The organism is Terasakiispira papahanaumokuakeensis, from assembly GCF_001709345.1.
GTDB lineage: Bacteria > Pseudomonadota > Gammaproteobacteria > Pseudomonadales > Halomonadaceae > Terasakiispira > Terasakiispira papahanaumokuakeensis.
This window is the reverse complement of record NZ_MDTQ01000001.1, coordinates 3,095,627-3,115,711: the sequence shown is the minus strand read 5'-3', so window position 1 is coordinate 3,115,711 and position 20,085 is coordinate 3,095,627. Positions and strand designations below refer to the sequence as shown.

Sequence of the window (20,085 nt, the reverse complement as noted above, 5' to 3'; positions counted from 1 at the left end):
AGGGGGGGACTCAAGGCACTCTATATGCTTTAGCTCGGCATGTTTCAGGATGGCATGTTTCAAGATGGCATGTTTTTAGAACGGTATGCATTGACCGAATCCATAATAAACGACGTTAAAGAGGTCACTCATGATCAACCGAAATTGGATGTTGGCAGCAGTATTGGGATTTTCTGGCGCTTTACTGGCCGGGTGTGGTAATGACAGCGATGGCAGTAGTACGGCCAGCACTGATCAAGCTGCGAGCAAAGGCAGTGAGCCGGTTAATCTGATTTTTGGCACTGGGGGAACCGGGGGCACCTATTATCCGATTGGTGGCGCATTAAAAGGTGTTTTTGAAGCCAGTGATCTGGTCGGTAATGTGCAGGTGGTCTCTACGGGGGCTTCAGTGCAGAACATTAACAATATCAATGATGGTTTGAATCAGATTGCGATCGTCATGAGTGATGTGGCCTATGATGCCGTGCATGGTCAGAACCAGTTTGAGGGCCAGTCTCCCAAGCTCAAAGCTCTGGCTGGTCTTTATCCCAACGTCGTCCAAGTGGTTGCGACGTCTGAAAGTGGCATCACGTCAATTGGCGATTTGGCCGGAAAACGTGTCGGCGTGGGTAAAGTGGGCTCTGGGGTTGAACAAAGTGCTGCCAAGGTGCTTGAGTCTGCCGGGTTGAGCTATGACGATTTGGCGAAAGTGACTCACACAGGCTATGCCGATAGTGTGACTGAAATGAGTAATGGCAACTTGGATGCGGCCTTCTTTACGTCAGGGGTGCCAAATTCCAGTATTACCGGGTTGATGCAAAGCACCGATATTACCTTTGTCCCTGTGACGGGGGATGTCGCTGAGAAGCTGCTGAAAAATTACCCTTACTATGAGCGTTATGATATCCCCGCTGGTGCCCCGGAGCGTTATAACCTGGGTGAAGAAGTCAACACGGTGGCTATCCGCAATATGATGGTGGTGTCATCCGATATGCGTGACGATGTTGCCGAAGATTTGGCGAAGCGTTTTTATGATTATCTCAAATCTGACAATGTCTCTGTTGGGGCGCTCAAGCAGTTTGACCCCAATACAATGAACCAGCACTTGGTGGCCCCTGTTCATCCTGGTGCACAGAAATTCTATGACAGTCTCTCTTCTGGCGGTCAACAGTAAGCTTTCGCGTTCATTCATTTAGATTCTAGCGATAGTGCTTCGGGTCTTTTCTCCACCAGGGCGTTCTCGTCTCTGGTGGATAATCGGTCTCTTCGCGCTCTGCGTTTTATTATGGCTGTCATGGCCAAGGCCATGGTTGGTCATTCGCCATGAGGGCGATCCTCGCTGGGCATTGCCTGGCGAGGCAGGGACGCGTTTTACACTGCGCTGGATGCACTCGGTTGAAAAAGAAGACTGGGAAGAGTGGTTTCAAGTTCAGTCCAATGGTTCGATTATCATCACGGGCACCCGCTTTAAAACGTTTGGAGCGGGAGTGCCGGCTCATGCCGGTAAAGAAACCCATCTAAAGGCGGGTTGGGTTGTGATGACCGGAATCGATCGGGTGGTGGACCCTTTGGCGGCGCAAGCCGCTATGGCGGAACATTATCGTCTGATTTATGACGGGCATACTTTAATGCTATCAAGGCATAACCCTCCGCCTATTCTTACTTTTTCAGTCGAGTATGCTTCAGTATGGTCGCTGCTGCCTGCGTTGATTCGGTCTTGGTGGGCTTTTGAGCCTCGTGCGGCCCTTTGAATGACGTAAAGTGCACTAGCATAACCTGACGGAGATTGGTGCTCTGTCTTGTGAAGGAAATGTTGTTATGTCCGACAATTCGAGGTCTCCTGCATCTGTCTCTAATGCGGGGCATGATGAAGATCCGGCCATCAAGGAAGCGCTGGAAAAGTATGATCGTGAAAGCTTGGTAAGGGATCGATTACCCGCTTCTATTATGCGCTGGGTGACGGGCGCTTGTGTCGCTTTGGCGCTGTTTCATCTCTATACCTCATTTTCTGGGCCCTTGGTGGATATTGCACAAAGAAGTATCCACCTTTATACGTTATTAGGGTTGGCCTTTGTGTTGTACCCCATTACCCGTAATGGAGCGCGAGATCGATTACCCTGGATTGATGTATTCACTGCTTTGTTGGCCTTTGGTGTCGGCATCTACATGCTCGTTGTGTCTGATCGTGTGATCGCTTCAGCTGGGCGAATCAACGATACCGACATGATTGTGGGGATTGTGGCTTTGTTATTAGTGTTAGATGCCACTCGCCGGGTCACCGGGTGGGGCTTGACGCTGCTTGCCACGATTTTCCTGATCTATGGCTTTTATGCCAAATTAGCGTTTTATTCGACGTTGAATGAAGCCATTGTGCTGGCGACGATTCGGCAAATCATGTCGCACTTGGTGTTTATTACCGAAGGGCTTTTGGGCACGGCCATTGGGGTGTCTGCCAGCTATATTATTCTGTTTATTCTTTTTGGTGCTTTCCTGGGTAAGTCTGGGTTGGGCCAGCTGTTTAATGATTTAGCGTTGGCGGTGGCAGGTCATACCAAAGGGGGCCCGGCTAAGGTCGCGGTGATTGCCAGTGGTTTTCTTGGGTCGATTAACGGTTCAGCGATTGCCAATGTGGTGACCACCGGTGCTTTTACCATTCCTTTGATGAAAAAAACGGGTTACAAGGCCAACTTTGCTGGAGCCGTTGAGGCGGCAGCCAGTGTGGGGGGACAGATTCTGCCCCCGATCATGGGGGCGGCCGCTTTTATCATGGCGGAAGTCCTGGCCGTGCCTTACACCCAGGTGATTTTGGCGGGGATTATTCCGGCGTTACTGTTTTACTTGGGAGTGTTATTCCAGGTTCATTTGCGTGCATTGAGCTTGGGATTAAAAGGCTTGCCCCGCTCTGAACTGACACCGGTTAAAGCGGTACTGCTCAAGCGTGGTCACTTATTGGTCCCAATGGCGGTGCTGATGTGGCTGCTTTTTGATGGGCGCGCACCTTTCTTTGCTGCTTTTTGGTCGATTGCCGCCACCGTCTTGATCTGTGGGACTTCTCGAGTACTGGTGGGGTTGAGTGCATTACTCACCGCATTGATTTTTGAACCCCAAATCATGGGGCTGTTGTCCGGCCATGCGATACCGCATATGCCGGGAAGCCGGTGGATGCTGTTTTTGGTTATTGTGATTCCCGTCGTGATTAACCTGCTGCGCATGCGCATGGGCCTGAAAGCCGAGGTGATGGACTATGGCGATTGTAAGGATGCGATGCGTGATGGGGTTCGCAATGCCATTCCGGTGGCTGTCGCTTGTGGTGCGGTGGGGATTATCGTCGGGATTGCGACTCTGACGGGGGTGGCTTTAGAAGCCGCTGATGCCGTTGTTAAGTTGGGGCAGCAGATTCCGATTCCGCTGATTCAGCTACTCGTCACGCTGTTTTTGACCATGATTGCGTCGATTGTACTGGGGATGGGGTTGCCGAGTATTCCCACTTACATCATCACCAGCACGATGGCGGCGCCGATTCTACTTAACTTGCCGTTGTTCCGTGAGTTGGCTGGTAGTAGTGAAACAGCGATCTTTGTGGCGCATATGTTTGTGTTTTATTTTGGGCTGTTTGCGAATCTGACACCGCCGGTGGCGTTGGCCGCTTATGCTGGCGCCGGGATTAGTGGGGGCTCGCCCAACGCGACGGGCTTCCAAGCGATGAAATTGGCCATTGCCGGTTTTGTCGTGCCTTATATGTTTGTGTTTGCGCATAGCATGCTGATGATCGATGCCACCTGGAGCAATATTCTGTGGGTGATTGTGACTGGGGTGATTGGGGTATTACTGTTGGCGGCTGCGGTTGAGGGATATTTGCGTCGACCACTGAACTCCATGATGCGTGTACTGGCGGCAGTTGGGGCGCTTGCATTGATCTTCCCCGGACTGACCAGTGATATTGTCGGCGGCGTTATTGCGGTATTTCTGCTCTTTGTTTTTAAACAACGACAGTAGGATCCCGCGGTCGTCTGATGGTTTAATCAGTACTCTGTCCTCATCACTTGAGGTGGTGAACGGAGTTCAGTGACTTGCACCAACATACTTACACCAACATAAATGCTACAGAGCCTTTCTTTAAGAAAGGCTCTTTTTCGCTAAGCTAAGGTGGCCCTGGTGGCTGTCGCTATAGGCGATATAGACGATCCACATCATTGATGATCCACTCATAAGGAGTTGTCTTAAGATGAGACACTTTCATGACGATGAACTTGGCTTTTGGGGGCCTTCATGGGGCTATCAAACTTCTGGTTTTTCATGGTTTAAGGACGAACGGATGGAGCAGTTGTGGGCGGCTCGCTCAACCCCGACGCAAACCGCTGCAGTCAAGGCGGCAGCACCTGCTGTTGAGACAACGGTGATTGACGGTGTTGAGTATGTGAAAGGTAGTGAGCATGTGGCGGATTACACGATGACCCAGCAGTTTGGGGGGCGTGGCTATGAAGCTGATTATGCCTATGCAGCTAATAACATGGTGGATTCACTACTCGCCGGTTCTTCATGGGGAACCGGCCCTGGGAACGCGGTGATCTTGACCTATAGTTTCCCTGATGTTCAGACCAGTACTTGGGAGGCCAATTATGGCAGTGGTGAACCTAACCAAATGGCGGGTTTAAATGCGACTCAACAAGATGCGGTTCGTCAGGCCCTGCAAACTTGGGCTGATGTCGCCAACATTAAGTTTGTTGAAGTGGCGGATACCCCGAATGCTCATGGTGACCTTCGGTTCGCTTTTTCCGATAATGTCTCTGATGATGCCGCTGCTTGGGCCTATTACCCCGGCATTGGCCAGTACCGCTATGACTGGCAAGGCAACTTGACTGAATATAATGTGAGCGAAATCGGTGGGGATGTCTGGATTAATACCAATAGTCTGAATAGTGACTTTGCCAAAGGATCTTATGATTTCCATACCCTCGTACACGAAATTGGCCACGCCTTAGGGTTGAAGCATTCTTTTGAGAACTCAGGTTCGGGTGTCGTCATTCCTGCCGCTGAAGATTCGTATCAGCTGAGTGTGATGTCTTACAGTGCTTATACCGACATGGGTTATAAGTTCGAAGACACCGGCGATGGCGGTTATTGGTATAACTATCTCGCGCCTGAAGGGCCTATGCTGTACGACGTCGCCGCGATTCAGTATCTGTATGGAGCGAATACCCAGCATCAGAGTGGTGATGATACTTATACCTTCTCTGTGGATGAGCCGGTACTTGAGAATATCTGGGATGGCGGTGGCTATGACACGATTGACCTGAGCAATCAGAATATCGGGGCTAATGTTGACCTACGCGAAGGGCATTTCAGCGATATTGGCGTCAAGTATGACAGCTACAATATGCCGGAGCAGGCTATCGATAACGTTTCTATTGCGATGGGAACGGTGATTGAATCTGTGGTGGGTACTCGATTTGATGACCAGATCGTGGGTAATGATGCTGATAACTGGTTCTATGGTGGCGCAGGTAACGATACGCTGATTGGTAACGGTGGTACAAATATCGCCGCTTATAGCCATGACGTTAACCAATATCAGTTCACACAGATTGCTGCTGACCAGTGGCAAGTTTCTGGTGTTGATGAAGGTGTTGATACATTGATCGGCATTCAACAGGTTCAATGTGGCGATCAGCTGTACAGCTTAGTCTAATATGATGTGCTGAGTGCAGTGTTAATCTGAAATAAGGCCCACATGCGATGTTGTGGGCCTTTTTTTTGATTCTTTGTTGTTTGATTTTTTTTTGCTTGATTCTTTATTATGTTGTTTCGATGGTTTTTTATCTGAGTTTTATTTGTATTTTTTGATCTTGCTTGTTTGGGTCTGCTTGCAGGTTGATGAAATTTAAATTGCACTTAATATTTTTGTTTCAGGTTTTTTTTTAACCTGAAGATACACTTTGTTATAAAATTTGCTACACGATAATGCTCGCGAGGATAACCTTCCTGGCCTAACTTCTTAGTTGTTTTTACCCTGAAAAGAATACATGGATGACTTTTACGTATGAAGTTAAGGGAGCATTTTTCTGTGACTCTGGGTGTCTGGCGTATCGGCCTGCTTATGGTCGTTATGGGGGGGTGGGAATTTTTTTATTGTTAATACTTAATGTATTGGCATACTTTTATTGGGCGCGCCTTGATGCTGTCCCAGGATCTTCCTTGTGGCAGTATGTATGGCTGCCCAGTTATATCAGTTGGGTGGCTTTAGCTTCAGTGGGGACTGGTTTTTTAATTAAATGCCATCGTTTTCGTAAAACAATGGGATATCGAAATTTTTAAATGTTGATGATTTTAATTAATGTCTGAAGTTGAGTGTCGTTATAGGTTGAGTGTCGTTATAGAAGGTTGATGCCCATCATGGAGCGGTCCCTGTTCCATGATGGCAGTGATAGCGAGATTTTAATAATTCAATCTGTGTGGCAGGTTATATGTTGTAGCCCAGTTGAGCCGGTAACCAAAGCGCCAGTTGTGGGAATATCGCCACTAACGCTAATGCAACAAGCATGGCGCCCATAAAAATCAGCGCCCAAGGAACGGTTTGTTCGAGGCGTATTTGGGCCACTTCAGTAGTCACCATCAAGTTCACCGCTACTGGCGGTGTGAACTGACCGATCGCCATATTCATGGCCAATAAAATACCAAACCAGACCGGGTTCCAGTCAAAGTGCTGCATCACTGGAATCAGAATGGGCATCATGATCAAATAAATCGAGACCGCATCCAGTACCATGCCGGCGAGTAAGACGGCCAGCATCACCAATACCAGTAATAGGGGTCCTTGGTCCGTCAGATGAATCGCCCATTCGGCAAGATGTCGGAACGTTCCCAGCATGGTGCCCGCCCACGCAAAGATACCGGCCAATGCAATAATCAGCATGACCACGCCAGAAATGACCGATGCTTCGCCGAGTAGCTCCCAAAGATCTTTCAGCTTGAGTTCTTTTGTCCCCCAAAGGCCAATGAGTGCGCCGTAGGCAACGGCGACGACGGCGGCTTCTGTGGGCGTAAACAAACCGGAGCGTAACCCGCCAAGAATGATGACCGGAGCCAGCAATGCGGGAATCGCTTGGCGAAAGCTGCGGCCCAGCGACAAAGGTTCTGGGTCTGATGCTGTTGTGGCGCCTTCCCAACCATAGTGACGAGATAACCACCAGGCCGGGACTAATAGCGCGAGACCAACGAGAATACCGGGGATGAGACCCGCCGCAAACAGTGCCCTGAGATCAACACCGGGGACGACAATGGAATAAAGAATCAACGCCACCGAAGGTGGAATCAGGATCGCTGTTGAGGCTGATGCCGCGATTAGGGTGGAGGAAAAAGGTTTCGGATAGCCTGCACGTGTCATGCTCGGTAGCATCACCATGGCAACGGCAGCAGCATCGGCTGGGCCTGACCCGCTCATACCTCCCATAATCATACACACCAGCACGGCGACCAACGCGAGCCCTCCATGGCGCCTTCCCACCATGGCTTGAGCAAAGCTCACCAGTCGACGTGCGACACCGGAGCGTTCGAAAATCAAGCCTGTCAGTATGAAAAGTGGAATCGCAATCAGGGGGTACTTCGCCATACTGTTATAAGTATTGGTGCCCAGTGTGGCCAGCATATCGACGGGTAGACCGGCGGCAATCCCAATGGCTCCTGACAAAGCCAACGCAAAGGCGACAGGGATTCCGGCGATCAGTAATAGGGCAAAAGAGAGCAGCATCCAAATATCAGGCGTCATCTTGGTCTCCGCTCGGTTGAGGGTCACTCGAATGCGCGCTGTTCGTCAGCCGTTCCCAAAGCCGTTGTAATTGGCGCAGGGTCATGGTGGCCGAGAGAATGGGAAGCCAGATCAAATACCACCATTGTGGCAGGCCTAGCCCAGGCGATTCGGAGCCCCATTGGTATTCTTCCCAGACCATTTTGCCGCCGTAGTAGCTGATCAGTAGCAGTACCGCGAGGACACAGAGTCCTTGAATCAATATCAGTGGACGCCGCCAAGTCGAGGGGAGCGCTCGTTCGAGCAAACTAATGCGGATATGTCGGTCATTTCGGAGGGCGACGCTGGCTCCTGCGAGTGACATCAAAACCAATAAGAAGACTGAAAGCTCTTCTGTAAATGAGAAAGAGCCTCCGGTGATATATCGAGTGATGACATTGCCAAGACTGATCAAAGCAATGATCAGCAAGGCCGCAGCACCGAGCGCACGCTCCGGCGCCGCTTTGGAGAAATATTTCATATTCGCCTCTGTCAGGGCTGCATCAGAGGGCCGCACAGAACGGCGGCCCTTTTGTGGCGATTGATGGCTTGTATTAACGATTGGCCTTCAGGCATAACATGGATGAACCTTGTGGATTAATCCGTGCCTTGAGCGTCTGCCTGTTGGATCGCCGCTTTCGCATTTTCAATCAACGCAGCCCCAATTTTGTCAGCCCATTGTTGGTGGACAGAGGCGGTGGCTTTTACAAAGGCTTGATATTGTGCGGTTGTCAGCGAAGTGATTTCGACCCCTCGCGCTTTGATATCCGCTTTGCGCTGTGCCATGCCATCGCGATTTTGCTGAATTTCCCACTGTCCGGCTTCTTGAGCCGTCTCACGTAACCATTGGCGTTCTTGCTCGGATAGGCTGGCCCACACACGCTTATTGACTGCGAAGACCAGTGGATCATTCATGTAATTCCACTCGGTCAAGTATTGTTGCCCTACCTGATCGATGCGGGCGACATCAAAAACAGATAAAGGATTTTCCTGACCATCGACGGCGCCCGTGGTGAGCGCAGGTTTGGCATCAGCCCAGCTCATTTGAGTGGGATCTGCACCCAGTGCATCGAAAGTGTCTTGAAACAGCGGGGAGCCCACGACCCGAATTTTCATACCCTCAAGGTCTGTTGGCTGAGTGATCGGTTGGCGTGAATTGGAAATTTGGCGAAAGCCATTTTCACCCCAAGCGAGCGGCACGATACCTTTTGAATCAATGGCTTCAAATAGCTGTTGACCCACTTCACCTTGGGTGACGCTATCAATCGCGGCATTATCCGGAAAGAGAAAGGGCAGTGAAAAAAGATTGAGTTCGGGCACCTGAGGTGACCAATTAATCGTGGAGCCTACCGCGGCATCAATAAGCCCTGAGCGCATGGCCGAAAATTCTCGGGTTTGGTCACCGGCGACCAGCTGTGCGTTGGGGTAGACTCTGATTGTTAAATTGCCTTCACTGCGTTCTTTCAGGAGGTCAGCCCATTTCTGTGCCGCTTGCCCCCATGGAAAGGCATCGGAGAGTACGGTGGAAACGGATAATTCACGTGCCGAAGCCGAAAGTGAAAACATCATCAATGTGGCCAGCATGGTGTTGCGGGCCCAAGGGTGTGTCAGCGTCATAGTAGATCCTTGCTTTATGTTTTTTATCAGGCTTCGTGATGTGGCGCGAAGCCAGGAGCAATCGAGTGAGTGACTCCTGACTTATTCTAAAGTAGTGGTAGAGAAAAGAAATGCGACAGAGGTGGGATAGGTACGAAATGTGAAACGCAATCGTACGATCAAAACCCCAACGCTCGGTCGCATCGGTCTGGCAATAACGAACTCGGCTGTTAAGTCTTTTTAAACTTGCTCTAATCTTTCTGAGTCCTTCTAAGCGTTCAGTCCCTCTAAACCTTCGGTCCTTCTAAACCTTCGGTCCTTCTAAACTTTAAAGTACGCCACATGATGCTGTAATTGGGTTGCCAATTGAGAGAGCTGGGCGCTGTTGGTCGCCACGATTTCAGCGGTTTCCGCCGTTTCTTCTGAAACACGGGCGATATTGACTAGGTTTTGATTCATTTCATCAGACACTTGGGTTTGCTGCTCTGTTGCGGTGGCGACTTGAGTGGTCAGGTCTCGGATATGGTTCATTCGTTCGACGATTCTGATCAACTCCTCGCCCGCATTGCGCGCCTTAGCCATGCTTTGCTCACTGCTTGCTTGTGAGGCTTGCATCGCGTCAACGGCTTCTTTGGTTCCTGTGCGCAAACGAGTATTCATATCATAGATTTCTTGTGTCGATGATTGAGTACGCTGAGCAAGCTGGCGGACTTCATCGGCGACCACCGCAAACCCTCGGCCGCTATCTCCTGCTCGGGCCGCTTCTATTGCCGCATTTAGTGCCAAAAGATTGGTTTGCTCGGAGATGCCTTGAATCTCTTCCAACACCTTGCCAATTTTCTCCGTATCTTGCTCAAGCCGCTGAATGGTTTCGGCAGATGACGTCAGCTGGTCGGTCAGCGCTTGGAGGAAGTTGATCGTGTTCTCAACTTCTTGGCATCCATTTTGAGCTTCTTGATCAGTCTGGTCGGCTGTTTCAGCGGTCGTTGATGCGTTATGAGAGATCTCCTGTATGGTGGAGGTCATTTGGTTCATAGCGGCGGATAGTTGGTCTGTTTCCGAGGACTGGTTACGTAAGCCAACACTGGCTTGTTCGGCGCTGGAAGCCAGTTGTTCAGAGCTGCTCATCACTTGGTCCGCAGATTGAGAAAGGTCCCCAATCAAAGTGTGGAATGTGGTGAGCATGCTATCCAGCTGTTGCCCGACTCGGCCCAGCTCATCATGAGCGTCTAAAGCCGTACGTTGCGTCAGATCTTTTTGCTCTGCGGCCACCGCCATGACTTGTCGAATACGTTCGAGTGGTTTCGTGATGGTGCGTACTAGCCAAAGCCCAACAACGACCAGCAAGGCCGCGGTGAGCAATAACTTCAACATCATTTTGAGCGCTGCATTGAAGAAGGCGGCTTCAATATCATCGACATAAACCCCGGTACCCACCACCCAAGACCAGGGAGCGAAACTTCGCACATAGCTACTTTTCGGCTGCAGGCCATCAATACCGGGCTTATCCCACTCGTAATCAAAAAAGTCTGCTGCATTGGTTTGAGTCGCGAGCTGAGACATCCGCTGAAACACCCGGTCACCACTTGCGGTCGTTGTATTGGAAAAGTCTGTCCCTTTGAGATTGGGTTGCTCTCCATGGGCGATTGAAAGGGCGTTCTGGTCTAAAATAAAGAAGTAATGACCCTCACCGTAATCCATTGCCTCAATGACGGAGACGGCTTGCGTCTGCGCTTCTTCTGTCGAGAGCTGATTGCTTTGGGTCAGTTGATAGAAGTGGTTTAATACGCCATGCGCACTATTGATCAGAAAAGTCAGTTCTTGTCGGCGGCTTTCATAAAGGCCTTGACGTCGCTCGTAAATGTTATTGAGTTCGAGTGCGACAAGCGCTAGCAGTGCAATTCCAATGAGTAAGCTAAGACGTATACGAACTGATAAATCCTTGAGCTTCATGGCTGACATCCTGTGCTGGATAAAGTCTCGTATCTTCAATTGCCTATATGCTTTGTTTTTATCGCCCCAGAGCACATCAGTCTCTTGCGCGAGGCAACCTCCAATCAGCATAGACAGGGCATCTACATTTTTCATGTATTCATGAGAGTGAAAGGGGGGCGTCAATATATTGAATTAAAGCAAGTTTTTTTATTTGACACAATTTGAGATGAATTACTTTGATGATAAAAATATTTTAGAGTTGATTTATTTGAAATCTGTTTTAAAAGTGGTGGGGTTAATGTTGAGTGGAATTTAAGGTGTATATTGAATGGGGTTTATTTGAGCCGTTTGTTGCTGATGCTTATTTCAGTAGTTCTTTTGATGAGTTTTTTTGACGAGTTTTTTTGAGTGATTTGTTTGAATATTTTATGGCCATGTCGTCTTTTTCGCATTCTTATGGCGCTTTTCCCCTGTCGCACTGCTTTTCATCGCGCTTTTGATCATCACTGTCAAACGTTACGTTAGCCACGGCTGACACAGAAGACTCCGGCCAAAATGGCCAGCCCACCCGCGATGAAGTTCCAGCTTAAGGGTTCATTGAGCCAAATGACGCCAAAAAATACGCCAAATAACGGAGATAAAAAAGAAAAGGCGCCTAGTTGTGAGGCTTTATAGCGAGCCAATAAGGCGAACCATAGCAGCAATGCGACAAAGCTGATCACCAGGGTTTGAAAGGTGAGGCTTGCCACAACCCCGATGGTGAGCTCGATGTGCTGCCACTGGCCAAGCCCATAGACCACCGGGCCTAATAACACTACCAGGGCCGCTAATTGATAAGCGATAATCTGAGAGGGCGGCGTTTGGTTTAAGGCTGTGCGGCGTAATACGAGCGTTGTGGCGGCCCAGCAGAGTCCTGCACAAAGCCCTAGGGCATCGCCGAACAGTACATGAGGAATATCCGGAATATCTGCGCTTGGGGCCATGGCCACCAGCATGCCGATAAAGGCACACAAGATGCCAACCCATTGACGCATCGTGAGCTGCTCCCCAGGGACTAAAAAATGTAGGCCTAGCGCCGCAAAAATAGGGGCAGTGTATAAGAAGACACTCATATGCGAGGCCAGTGAATATTCCAAGCCCCAGGCCAGAAAGGCGAATTCACCCGTAAACCCTAGCCCCACCAGTAACCCTGCAGCCCAATACTGACGGTACTGGGCCCAGCCGACACCTTGGCGCCAAGCTAAGAAAGCAATCAGAGGCAGGGCGAGGCCGCAGCGCACGACCATCTGTGAAAGCGGCGGCATGGATTCCGCGATGCTTTTAATCATGACTTGCTGAAGTCCTAACAGGACACAGAACAAGATCATCAAAAGGATGGCTTGTTGATCCATTGAGCGGCGTATCATGGGGGTGCTGATCATCCGATTTCCGATGTAATGCCGTCGAATTAGCTCGACTTGGCCGCTTCTGAAGTCGCTTTCGTCGGGTTAAGTGTTGTGCCTACCGAAGCCAACATAATGGCAAACATGGCCAACCATTGAAGCATTGTGAGTGTTTCACCCAAAAACATTAAACCGGATAAGGCGGCAATGGCGGGCTCTAGACTCAGTAAAGTCCCAAAGGTTGTTGTTGGTAAATGCTTCAGCGCAACCATTTCCAGTGAATAGGGCAGTGCGGTTGAGAGCAAACCGACTAATGCAGCCCAAGGCAATACCGAGGGCTCTATCGACTCAAGCGCACCTTGGCTAATACAAAGCGGGGCGATGACTAAGGCGGCCGCGAGCACACCAAAGGCGGTGCCATTGGGGCCAAGACCTGTCCCCACTTTCTGACCGAAAATAATATAGCTGGCCCAACAAGCCCCAGCCCCTAGCGCCAGTAAGACCCCTGTGAGATCCAGGCTATGGCGCAAACCCTCTTGAGGCATTAGCAATAAAATGCCGATGAGTGCTAGGGCCACCCAGACGACATCTAGCAAGCGGCGTGAGTTCCAAAGCGCAACCACCAGAGGCCCCGAGAATTCAAGTGCGACCGCAATACCCAAAGGAATACGGGCAATCGAGAGGTAAAATAAGTAATTCATGAGACCCAGTGTGATGCCGTAGACCAATAGTGCAGGCCATTGTGCTCGGGTGGGCATTTGCCTCCACGGCCTGAGCACCAGCCATAGCATGATGGCGGCCATGATCAGGCGTAACATCGTCACCCCGTTCGCACCAATGAGAGGAAAAAGTTGCTTGGCTAGCGCTGCGCCGCTTTGAATCGACATCATGGCAATCAGTAGCAGACCGATAGGCCATAGCGGAAATGAGCGAGCAGACATGGTGAGCGGTTCCTTGATTAAACGATATGAATAGGTCTGGGGTGATGAATAGCGTCCAGTATCCGCCTGGCTGAATCATGGCCCGTCGTATTTATTTGGATGAAGACTGACTGTTTTCGGACGGCGGTTTTAGGGCGACGGTTTTAAGGCGCCGGTTTTAGGGCGATTGATTCAGGTGAATCAGGGGGCTTACTGTTTTTGGATCGGCCGCGATAGCGCCCCGTTTATCAGAGTGGGGCAAGTGAACTATACTGCGCAATATCTTATTGGTGGGCAATATAATGCACAATGCTGATTTAGGCAATGATGATTCAAGCCATGATGACTCAGGCCATGATGAGTCTGAGCCAAGAGGGGCTGATCGTCCTAACGTATTGGAACATGTGGCGGAGAATATTCGGTCGCTGAGACAACAACAGTCAATCAGCCAGCAGCAACTGGCCGAGCGTGCTGAGGTCAGTCGGCGGATGTTGGTGGGTTTAGAGAAAGGGGATGTGAACGTTAGCCTCAATACACTGGACCGTATTGCCGAAGCGCTTTCCGTCAGTTTTTCGACACTGGTCTCGGCACCGGCGACACCCAGCTCATACCATATCAATGCCTTAGCCTGGACGGGGCAGAGTGCTCAGAGTCAGGCCGTTTTACTGGCTTCAGTCGAGGCTCACCAAGAAGTTGAGCTCTGGGCCTGGACATTAGCGCCGGGCGAGATTTATTGCTCAGAGCCCAACCCCATGGGGTGGAAAGAACTTTATTATGTGCTGGAAGGCACGCTGTCGCTCTATTGTGGCGAGTCGGCATCTCCAGAGCTGATTCCTGCTCAGGCTTGGACTGTAGTTGAAGGCAGCCAAGCCTATCAGTTGGCGAATGAATCCTCATCAGTCTTACGTTTTATGCGCAATGTGATGATCTGAGCCCGAGAGCAGATGTTTTGGCCATCGCCTTTGTCGCTGACTCCAGAAGACGCCTATCAGCGTGATCACAATGCCGCTGATGCCTGCTAATGTGAGTGGGTGATCAAACATCAGGGCTGACCAGACCAGGGTAACGCCGGGGGAGAAGTAAATCAGTTCGGTTGTGCGGGCAATGCCCAGCTGCCTTAAACAGGCCACATAAAAGCCATAGCCGCCAAAACTGGAGAGTAGAATCAACCAGGTTAATGCGGCCCATTGGAGGCTGCTGGCGCTATCTATTCCGATGGACCCGTTCGGGTGATGATCGGGCGGCATCATCCAGTGCGCGGTGATGGCAAAGAGTAGGGCCGCGGCTAAAAATTGAGCACCTAGTGCCGGTAGTATGGCGGCTTTGTTATTGCGTTGACTGGGGCTTGGTAGGTTATGGTGGCTTGGCGGGTTACGGCTTTGTCGACAGGCCATCATGCTGCCCAGCGTGAGACTGAGCATCGCCCCTATCGGTAATGAATAAGCCCAGAAAGGGGCCGGGCCATTGAATTGCTCGGCGTCTGCCAGGATACAGAGTGCCACGCCCGCAGTGGCGATCAGCATGCCTTGCCATTGCGCCATGCTTTCCGATTTTGTTTGCCCGCGGTTGATCATGAGAGCGACGAGTAGCGGTTGAAGTGAAGTGATTAATGCGGTCACTGCTGCACTGACACCGTAATGCAGCGCCAGCATGATGCCGAGTAAATAGCCGCCCACGGTGAAACTCCCAACGAGCGCTTCCCACAGCCATGTTTTGACCGATGGCCAGGGGCTCAATAGCAGCCCAAGACCTATGGCTAAACCGCCGGCAATCAAAAAACGCCAAGCAAATAACCATAGTGATGGCATATCGGTCTGTTGTGCCAGCTCTCCGCCCACAAACCCAGAACTCCAGCAGAGTACAAAACCTAAAGCCATTCCCCAGCAGTGTAATGAGTGCGCCATGTCATAATCCTACAGGGTCGAGTGTGCAATATGCGGATGACTTTGGCAGAGTACTTTTATTGAATAAATCGAAATAAAGTGAAGGCAGGGTTCAATATGATTGAATCTTCGAAGGCGCTGGATATTGAATTACTCAGAACCTTTCATTCGGCGGTTCATTTAGGCTCGTTAGCGGCGGCTGCAGAAGCTCGTCACCGGACGCTAAGTGCCATTAGCATGCAGTTGAAGCGGCTGGAGAGTCAGCTGGGGACCCGTTTGCTGGTGCGCGGCTCGCGCGGTGTTGTGCCAACACCTCGAGGGGAAGCATTATTGCATGAGACCCGGGCCCTCTTGCGACTACATGATCAAGTGCTGGGGCGCTTCACGGGACAGAAGCTCACCGGGAAAGTGCGCTTGGGCTTACCTGAAGATTATGCCCATGAGCTATTGCTGGATGTATTACCCGAGTTCATCACTCAGCACCCTCAGGTTGTGTTAGAGGTGGTGACGGCGACCAGTGGTGAATTGGCGACTCAAATCCGCCGTGCCCAGCTAGCCCTTGCGATCATATTAGATCGGCCCATATCTTTACCTGGTGGTGATGCTTTGTGGCAAACCGATCCTATTTGGGCCGCCCCTAAACATACCTCATTTGATGATCGCCCTAGTTGGCCCTTAGCCCTTCATGGTGATCACTGTCCTTATCGGCAGTTGGCCATAGAGGCGCTCGAAGGGGCCGGTATGTCGTGGCATGCTGTCTTTACCAGCACCAGTATTCATGCCATTGAGAGTGCGATTGAAGCCGGTCTAGCGATTAGCGTGATTGATCGGGAGCGGATGACACCGATGATGCGCGAACTAGGCTCAGCTGAGGGGTTGCCCTCGTTACGGCCGTGTCAGGCTCAGTTGCACTTAGCGCCTCAGATTGACGATGAGTCATCCGAGGCAGTTGAAGCGTTGGCGCAGTTGCTACGCCAACGCTTACACCAACGTGGGCCATGGCGAGCGAATCGAGCATGATGGGGCTTAATGACAGTTGGCGGGTGTGGGGGAGGCAAGTGCTTCGGCCACGGTGTCGATGATCTGCTGGCTCCAGTTATTGGCAAGTGCTTGGGCCATGCCCGCATAACCTGACTGGGCCAATGGCCAGCGGCCTACGACGGTACCGCAATAAGCTTGATCTCCGGCGGCGGATACCCAGCGCCATTGGCCTTCAATACGACTATCACCTTGGAAGTCAGCCTCAAAGCGTGAGAGGGTCAGGCTAAGCTGTGCGGCAGGCTTAGTATAGTGGTTTTCAGGTGGCAGCCATGTCCACTTAGGAAGACGCTGCTGAAGGCGTTGCCAGGTGAGCCGAGTGAGTTGATTGCTGAGGGGTTCTGCCCAAAGGTGTTGACGTGCCCGATACACTTGTCCTTGTTCATCAATCAGTACCATTGCGCTGCCTGAAAGGTAAGTGGGCACTTGCACCCGGCTTACCTGAGTGACATGAGGTGATCCCTGATCAGGCAGTGCATCCGCAGCAGGCAATGTCATCAAATACTCTTGCACGGATGGACCATTGGCACAGCCGCCCAGCCCTACTGTGATCCATAGCAGGGCCGATAAACGCAAAGCCCATAAACGAGACAAAAGGCGTGTCATTCTGGGTATGCTCCTTGCGATCTTGAAGGCGCGGGTTCTGAAGACGCTGAAGGTATCCGATCAGGCGGGGCCTCGCCTTCAAAAATCAGCGCATTGGGTTGTTGTCCCAGTTGACGTATCAACGGTTGTAGGTCATCAAGTGTGCGCTGAAGCGTCGTCAAAGTGGTGCCCAATTGTTGGCCGATTCCGCCATTGGGTTGGTAGCTACTGAGCGTTTGATTCATTTGCTGCAGTAGTTGTTGGGTGCTGGCGGGCAGTTGCTGAGTTTCGGGTTTGGCCAGTAATTGTTGCAGTTCATGGCTCACCGCGTGAATGGATGCCAGGCTGTGATCCGCTTGTTTGAGTGTTTGATTGAGGGTCTTAAATGTTTCCTCCAGCGGGGCCTGTCCTAGGTTGTCCAGCACGGCGGTCAGCTTTTGTTCCATATCGGCAAACCCACCCGGCACTGAGGGGAAAATGGGGTAGTCAGCAAAACGACCGGTATGAGTGGACTGCTTACTGTTGTCGACAAAATCCAAGCTAATGACTTTAGCCCCGGTAAATAGATTGCGGGTGTTTAATGAGGCGCGCAGCCCGTCATCAATGCTTTCTTGGAACAGGGTCTGCCACTGCTCCAGGCTGATGTCTTTTTGAGTCAATGTATCCGCCAATCGCTGAGGCTCTATTCTCGCCAGTACCGGGATCGCCGGGTGTTGCATTTCATTCCAGCGGTGTAGCGGAATCCCTTTGAAGGGCACCTGTTGTACGGTGCCGATGCGAATGCCGCGAAATTCAATCGGTGCTCCGGCTTCCAGCCCACCGACATCTTCATCAAACATAAAGACATAAGTCAGGAACTGGGTATAGCGGTGATCAGCCGCGTCTTGTTTTGAACCGTAAAGCTGAAAGCGGCTCATATCTTCAACCATTTGGCCTGTGAGCCCTTCTTTGGTCGTGCCAAATGAAATACCGCCTGTGAGTAACGTTTCCAGTGAATCCATTCGGACTTCAACACCCCGGGCAGAGCTTTTCAGTGATAGTCCGGGTGTTACCCAAAACTGAACGACATCGCTGACCAGTGCATCATAGGGCGCGCTGATGAAAATGCGGTAAGTAATGGCTTCTTTTTCGGTATCAAAGCCAACGGATTCAATATGCCCGACTTGATAACCACGAAAGTGTACGGGTGTTCCCACCGACATTTTGGCCAAGCCGGTACTGAACAGTTGTAACCTGAGCCCTTTGTCTTCCGCCGTTGAGAGCGGAGGTTGTTTCAGCATGGTGTAATGCTCAGGCGGCTCACCTTTGCGACCCGGTTCCATTTCGATATAGGCCCCTGATAAGAGCGTGCCGAGACCACTGATACCTTCGGTACCTACGCGCGGTTTGATGACCCAGAATTGGGTATCTTTGTGAAGCATGCCTTGGCTTCCCTGGTTCAGGGTGGCCGTAATAATGGCGTGTTCAAAATTGTCGCTTAATTGAATGGCGGTGACTTCGCCAATCTCAACATTGCGTGCTTTGATCTTGGTTTTCCCCACCTCAAGGCCTTCGGCATTGTCAGCGATCAGCGTGATCTCTGGTCCTTGGCTGGCCCAGTTCTGGTAGAGCATCCAGCCCGCGACCAAAAGCGCAATCAAAGGGACCAGCCATACGGGGTGGAGGCTGATGCGAGAGGCATGATGAGCAGTTGGGGCCTTCTGGCTCAAGGGTGAGTCTCCTGTTGCGGCAGGGCATCCCAAAGTTGTCGGGGATCAAACGCCATGGCCGCTAACATCGTCAGTACGACGACCGCGGCGAATGACAGAATGGCTGGGCCGGGGATGACATTCATGATATTGCCTTGCTGCACCAGTGCTGTGAGCACTGCGACAACAAAAATATCAATCATCGACCAGCGGCCGACAAACTCTGTGACTTGATAAAACCGTTGCTTTTGCTGAGCTGTTAACGCGTACTGGCTGTGATGTTGCCAGCAAAGCCAGGCTAATACGAAAATTTTGGCCAATGGCACCAATATACTGGCGACTAAGATAATGATCGCAATCGGATAAGAGCCGCCACGCCAGAGTTGGATGATACCACCGACAATGGTTGAACTTTGGGTTTGCCCAAGAAATGTCGTATCCATAATGGGGAAGACGTTAGCGGGTATGTACATAATGCTGGCGGCCAGCAATAAGGCGATCGTGATGGACAGGTGATGAGGGCGACGTGAGTGCACCGGATGACCGCAGCGTTGGCAGTGTGTCGTTTGCATCAATTGAATGGCGCTACAACACTCACAGCTACACAATGATTGTTGGCGAGCTGTTCCGGCATGAGTGTTGTGCGGTGCTGCCACCGGCCCCAGTAGCTGGTCCCATAACCAGGGCATATCCATCAGCGACCAGATGCGCGCGATGAGTAGGGTGGCCGCACAGTAAGCCCAAAAGGAAAGCCCCAGCTCCAGTTTGGCAATACTGTGCAGCTTGACCAGCGCCACTAAGATACCCACCAAGAACACATCAAGCATGAGCCAAGGCGCAATGCTGGCTAATGTTCGGGCTGCCATTCGCATACCCGGTAACGTGCGCTGGTATTGAATTGCGAAGGTGAGGTAAGCCACTAACCCCAGGTATAGAAATGGCAAGACCAATAACAGCACCCCGATCATGATACCCAGCGCCATGAAGTGATGGCTGACTAAAGTGGTGACCGTATCGGTCAGCGTCATATAGTGTGGCGTGCCCTGCGTGGCGAACCCAAGAAATGGAAAACTTAATGCCGCAGCTAGCATCAATAATGCCGAATAGGTGAGTGCTTGTAGGCGTGAAGCTCTATGGCGGGCACAGCGATAAAGGGTATGTCCGCAGCGCTGACAATGTAGATCGGTGGAGGCCTCGGTCTCGTAATCGGAGTTAAGCCAATCACACTCAGGGCAAATCATGGCCATACTCGGATGTCCTTATGCTCAATAAAGTCGGGCCCGCCGCCTGGGGTGC

General features: G+C 51.2%; 16 protein-coding genes. 6 read left to right on the top strand and 10 right to left on the bottom strand.

Annotated features, from left to right (window positions below; all coding sequences use genetic code 11):
- Window positions 1–130 precede the first annotated feature (130 nt).
- The 4 genes from BFW38_RS13575 (at window position 131) to BFW38_RS13560 (ending at window position 5,668) form a co-directional block, all read left to right on the top strand.
- Window positions 131–1,153: a TAXI family TRAP transporter solute-binding subunit gene (locus BFW38_RS13575; protein ID WP_068999389.1), complete on the top strand. Its 1,023-nt coding sequence runs from the start codon at window positions 131–133 to the stop codon at window positions 1,151–1,153.
- Window positions 1,154–1,289: 136 nt separating this feature from the next.
- Window positions 1,290–1,730, top strand: coding sequence for a DUF1850 domain-containing protein (locus BFW38_RS13570; protein ID WP_245686161.1), 441 nt, complete (start codon window positions 1,290–1,292; stop codon window positions 1,728–1,730).
- 67 nt (window positions 1,731–1,797) lie between these two features.
- The gene (locus BFW38_RS13565; protein ID WP_068999388.1) at window positions 1,798–3,975 is read left to right on the top strand and encodes a TRAP transporter permease; all 2,178 of its coding nucleotides are present in this window, start codon (window positions 1,798–1,800) and stop codon (window positions 3,973–3,975) included.
- A 229-nt stretch (window positions 3,976–4,204) separates the two neighbouring features.
- Window positions 4,205–5,668 (top strand): M10 family metallopeptidase, encoded by a 1,464-nt coding sequence (locus BFW38_RS13560; RefSeq protein ID WP_068999387.1) that lies wholly within the window; start codon window positions 4,205–4,207, stop codon window positions 5,666–5,668.
- 771 nt (window positions 5,669–6,439) lie between these two features.
- Here the strand turns inward: BFW38_RS13560 and BFW38_RS13555 are convergent.
- From BFW38_RS13555 to BFW38_RS13530, 6 genes are all read right to left on the bottom strand, one after another.
- The gene (locus BFW38_RS13555) at window positions 6,440–7,744 is read right to left on the bottom strand and encodes a TRAP transporter large permease (RefSeq protein ID WP_068999386.1); all 1,305 of its coding nucleotides are present in this window, start codon (window positions 7,742–7,744) and stop codon (window positions 6,440–6,442) included.
- Window positions 7,734–8,243: a TRAP transporter small permease gene (locus tag BFW38_RS13550; protein WP_068999385.1), complete on the bottom strand. Its 510-nt coding sequence runs from the start codon at window positions 8,241–8,243 to the stop codon at window positions 7,734–7,736. Before BFW38_RS13550 ends, BFW38_RS13555 begins: the two co-directional genes overlap by 11 nt.
- Before the next feature lie 116 nt (window positions 8,244–8,359).
- Window positions 8,360–9,379, bottom strand: a complete 1,020-nt coding sequence (locus BFW38_RS13545) for a DctP family TRAP transporter solute-binding subunit (protein ID WP_068999384.1) — start codon at window positions 9,377–9,379, stop codon at window positions 8,360–8,362.
- A 300-nt stretch (window positions 9,380–9,679) separates the two neighbouring features.
- Entirely contained in the window at window positions 9,680–11,311 is a 1,632-nt protein-coding gene (locus tag BFW38_RS13540) for a methyl-accepting chemotaxis protein (protein ID WP_068999383.1), read from the bottom strand.
- A 503-nt stretch (window positions 11,312–11,814) separates the two neighbouring features.
- Complete coding sequence (locus BFW38_RS13535; RefSeq protein ID WP_245686160.1) at window positions 11,815–12,699, bottom strand: DMT family transporter; 885 nt, start codon at window positions 12,697–12,699, stop codon at window positions 11,815–11,817.
- 41 nt (window positions 12,700–12,740) lie between these two features.
- A complete protein-coding gene (locus BFW38_RS13530) occupies window positions 12,741–13,616 on the bottom strand; it encodes an EamA family transporter (protein WP_068999381.1) in 876 nt (291 codons plus the stop codon).
- A 281-nt stretch (window positions 13,617–13,897) separates the two neighbouring features.
- Between BFW38_RS13530 and BFW38_RS13525 the strand changes: the two genes are divergently transcribed.
- Window positions 13,898–14,527 (top strand): helix-turn-helix domain-containing protein, encoded by a 630-nt coding sequence (locus BFW38_RS13525; protein ID WP_084004659.1) that lies wholly within the window; start codon window positions 13,898–13,900, stop codon window positions 14,525–14,527.
- Here the strand turns inward: BFW38_RS13525 and BFW38_RS13520 are convergent.
- Complete coding sequence (locus BFW38_RS13520) at window positions 14,498–15,499, bottom strand: DMT family transporter (protein ID WP_068999380.1); 1,002 nt, start codon at window positions 15,497–15,499, stop codon at window positions 14,498–14,500. The genes BFW38_RS13525 and BFW38_RS13520 overlap by 30 nt on opposite strands.
- Before the next feature lie 96 nt (window positions 15,500–15,595).
- Between BFW38_RS13520 and BFW38_RS13515 the strand changes: the two genes are divergently transcribed.
- On the top strand, window positions 15,596–16,498 hold the full coding sequence (locus BFW38_RS13515) for a LysR substrate-binding domain-containing protein (protein WP_068999379.1): 903 nt from the start codon (window positions 15,596–15,598) through the stop codon (window positions 16,496–16,498).
- Window positions 16,499–16,504: 6 nt separating this feature from the next.
- Here BFW38_RS13515 and BFW38_RS13510 read toward each other — a convergent pair whose 3' ends face one another.
- Genes BFW38_RS13510 through BFW38_RS13500 form a run of 3 tightly spaced genes read right to left on the bottom strand, consistent with a single transcriptional unit; the run spans window position 16,505 to window position 20,036 of the window.
- Window positions 16,505–17,122, bottom strand: a complete 618-nt coding sequence (locus BFW38_RS13510) for a PqiC family protein (RefSeq protein WP_068999378.1) — start codon at window positions 17,120–17,122, stop codon at window positions 16,505–16,507.
- On the bottom strand, window positions 17,119–18,810 hold the full coding sequence (gene pqiB, locus BFW38_RS13505; protein ID WP_068999377.1) for an intermembrane transport protein PqiB: 1,692 nt from the start codon (window positions 18,808–18,810) through the stop codon (window positions 17,119–17,121). The genes BFW38_RS13510 and pqiB overlap by 4 nt, the downstream gene beginning before the upstream one ends.
- A complete protein-coding gene (locus BFW38_RS13500; protein WP_068999376.1) occupies window positions 18,807–20,036 on the bottom strand; it encodes a paraquat-inducible protein A in 1,230 nt (409 codons plus the stop codon). The genes pqiB and BFW38_RS13500 overlap by 4 nt, the downstream gene beginning before the upstream one ends.
- Window positions 20,037–20,085 lie beyond the last annotated feature (49 nt).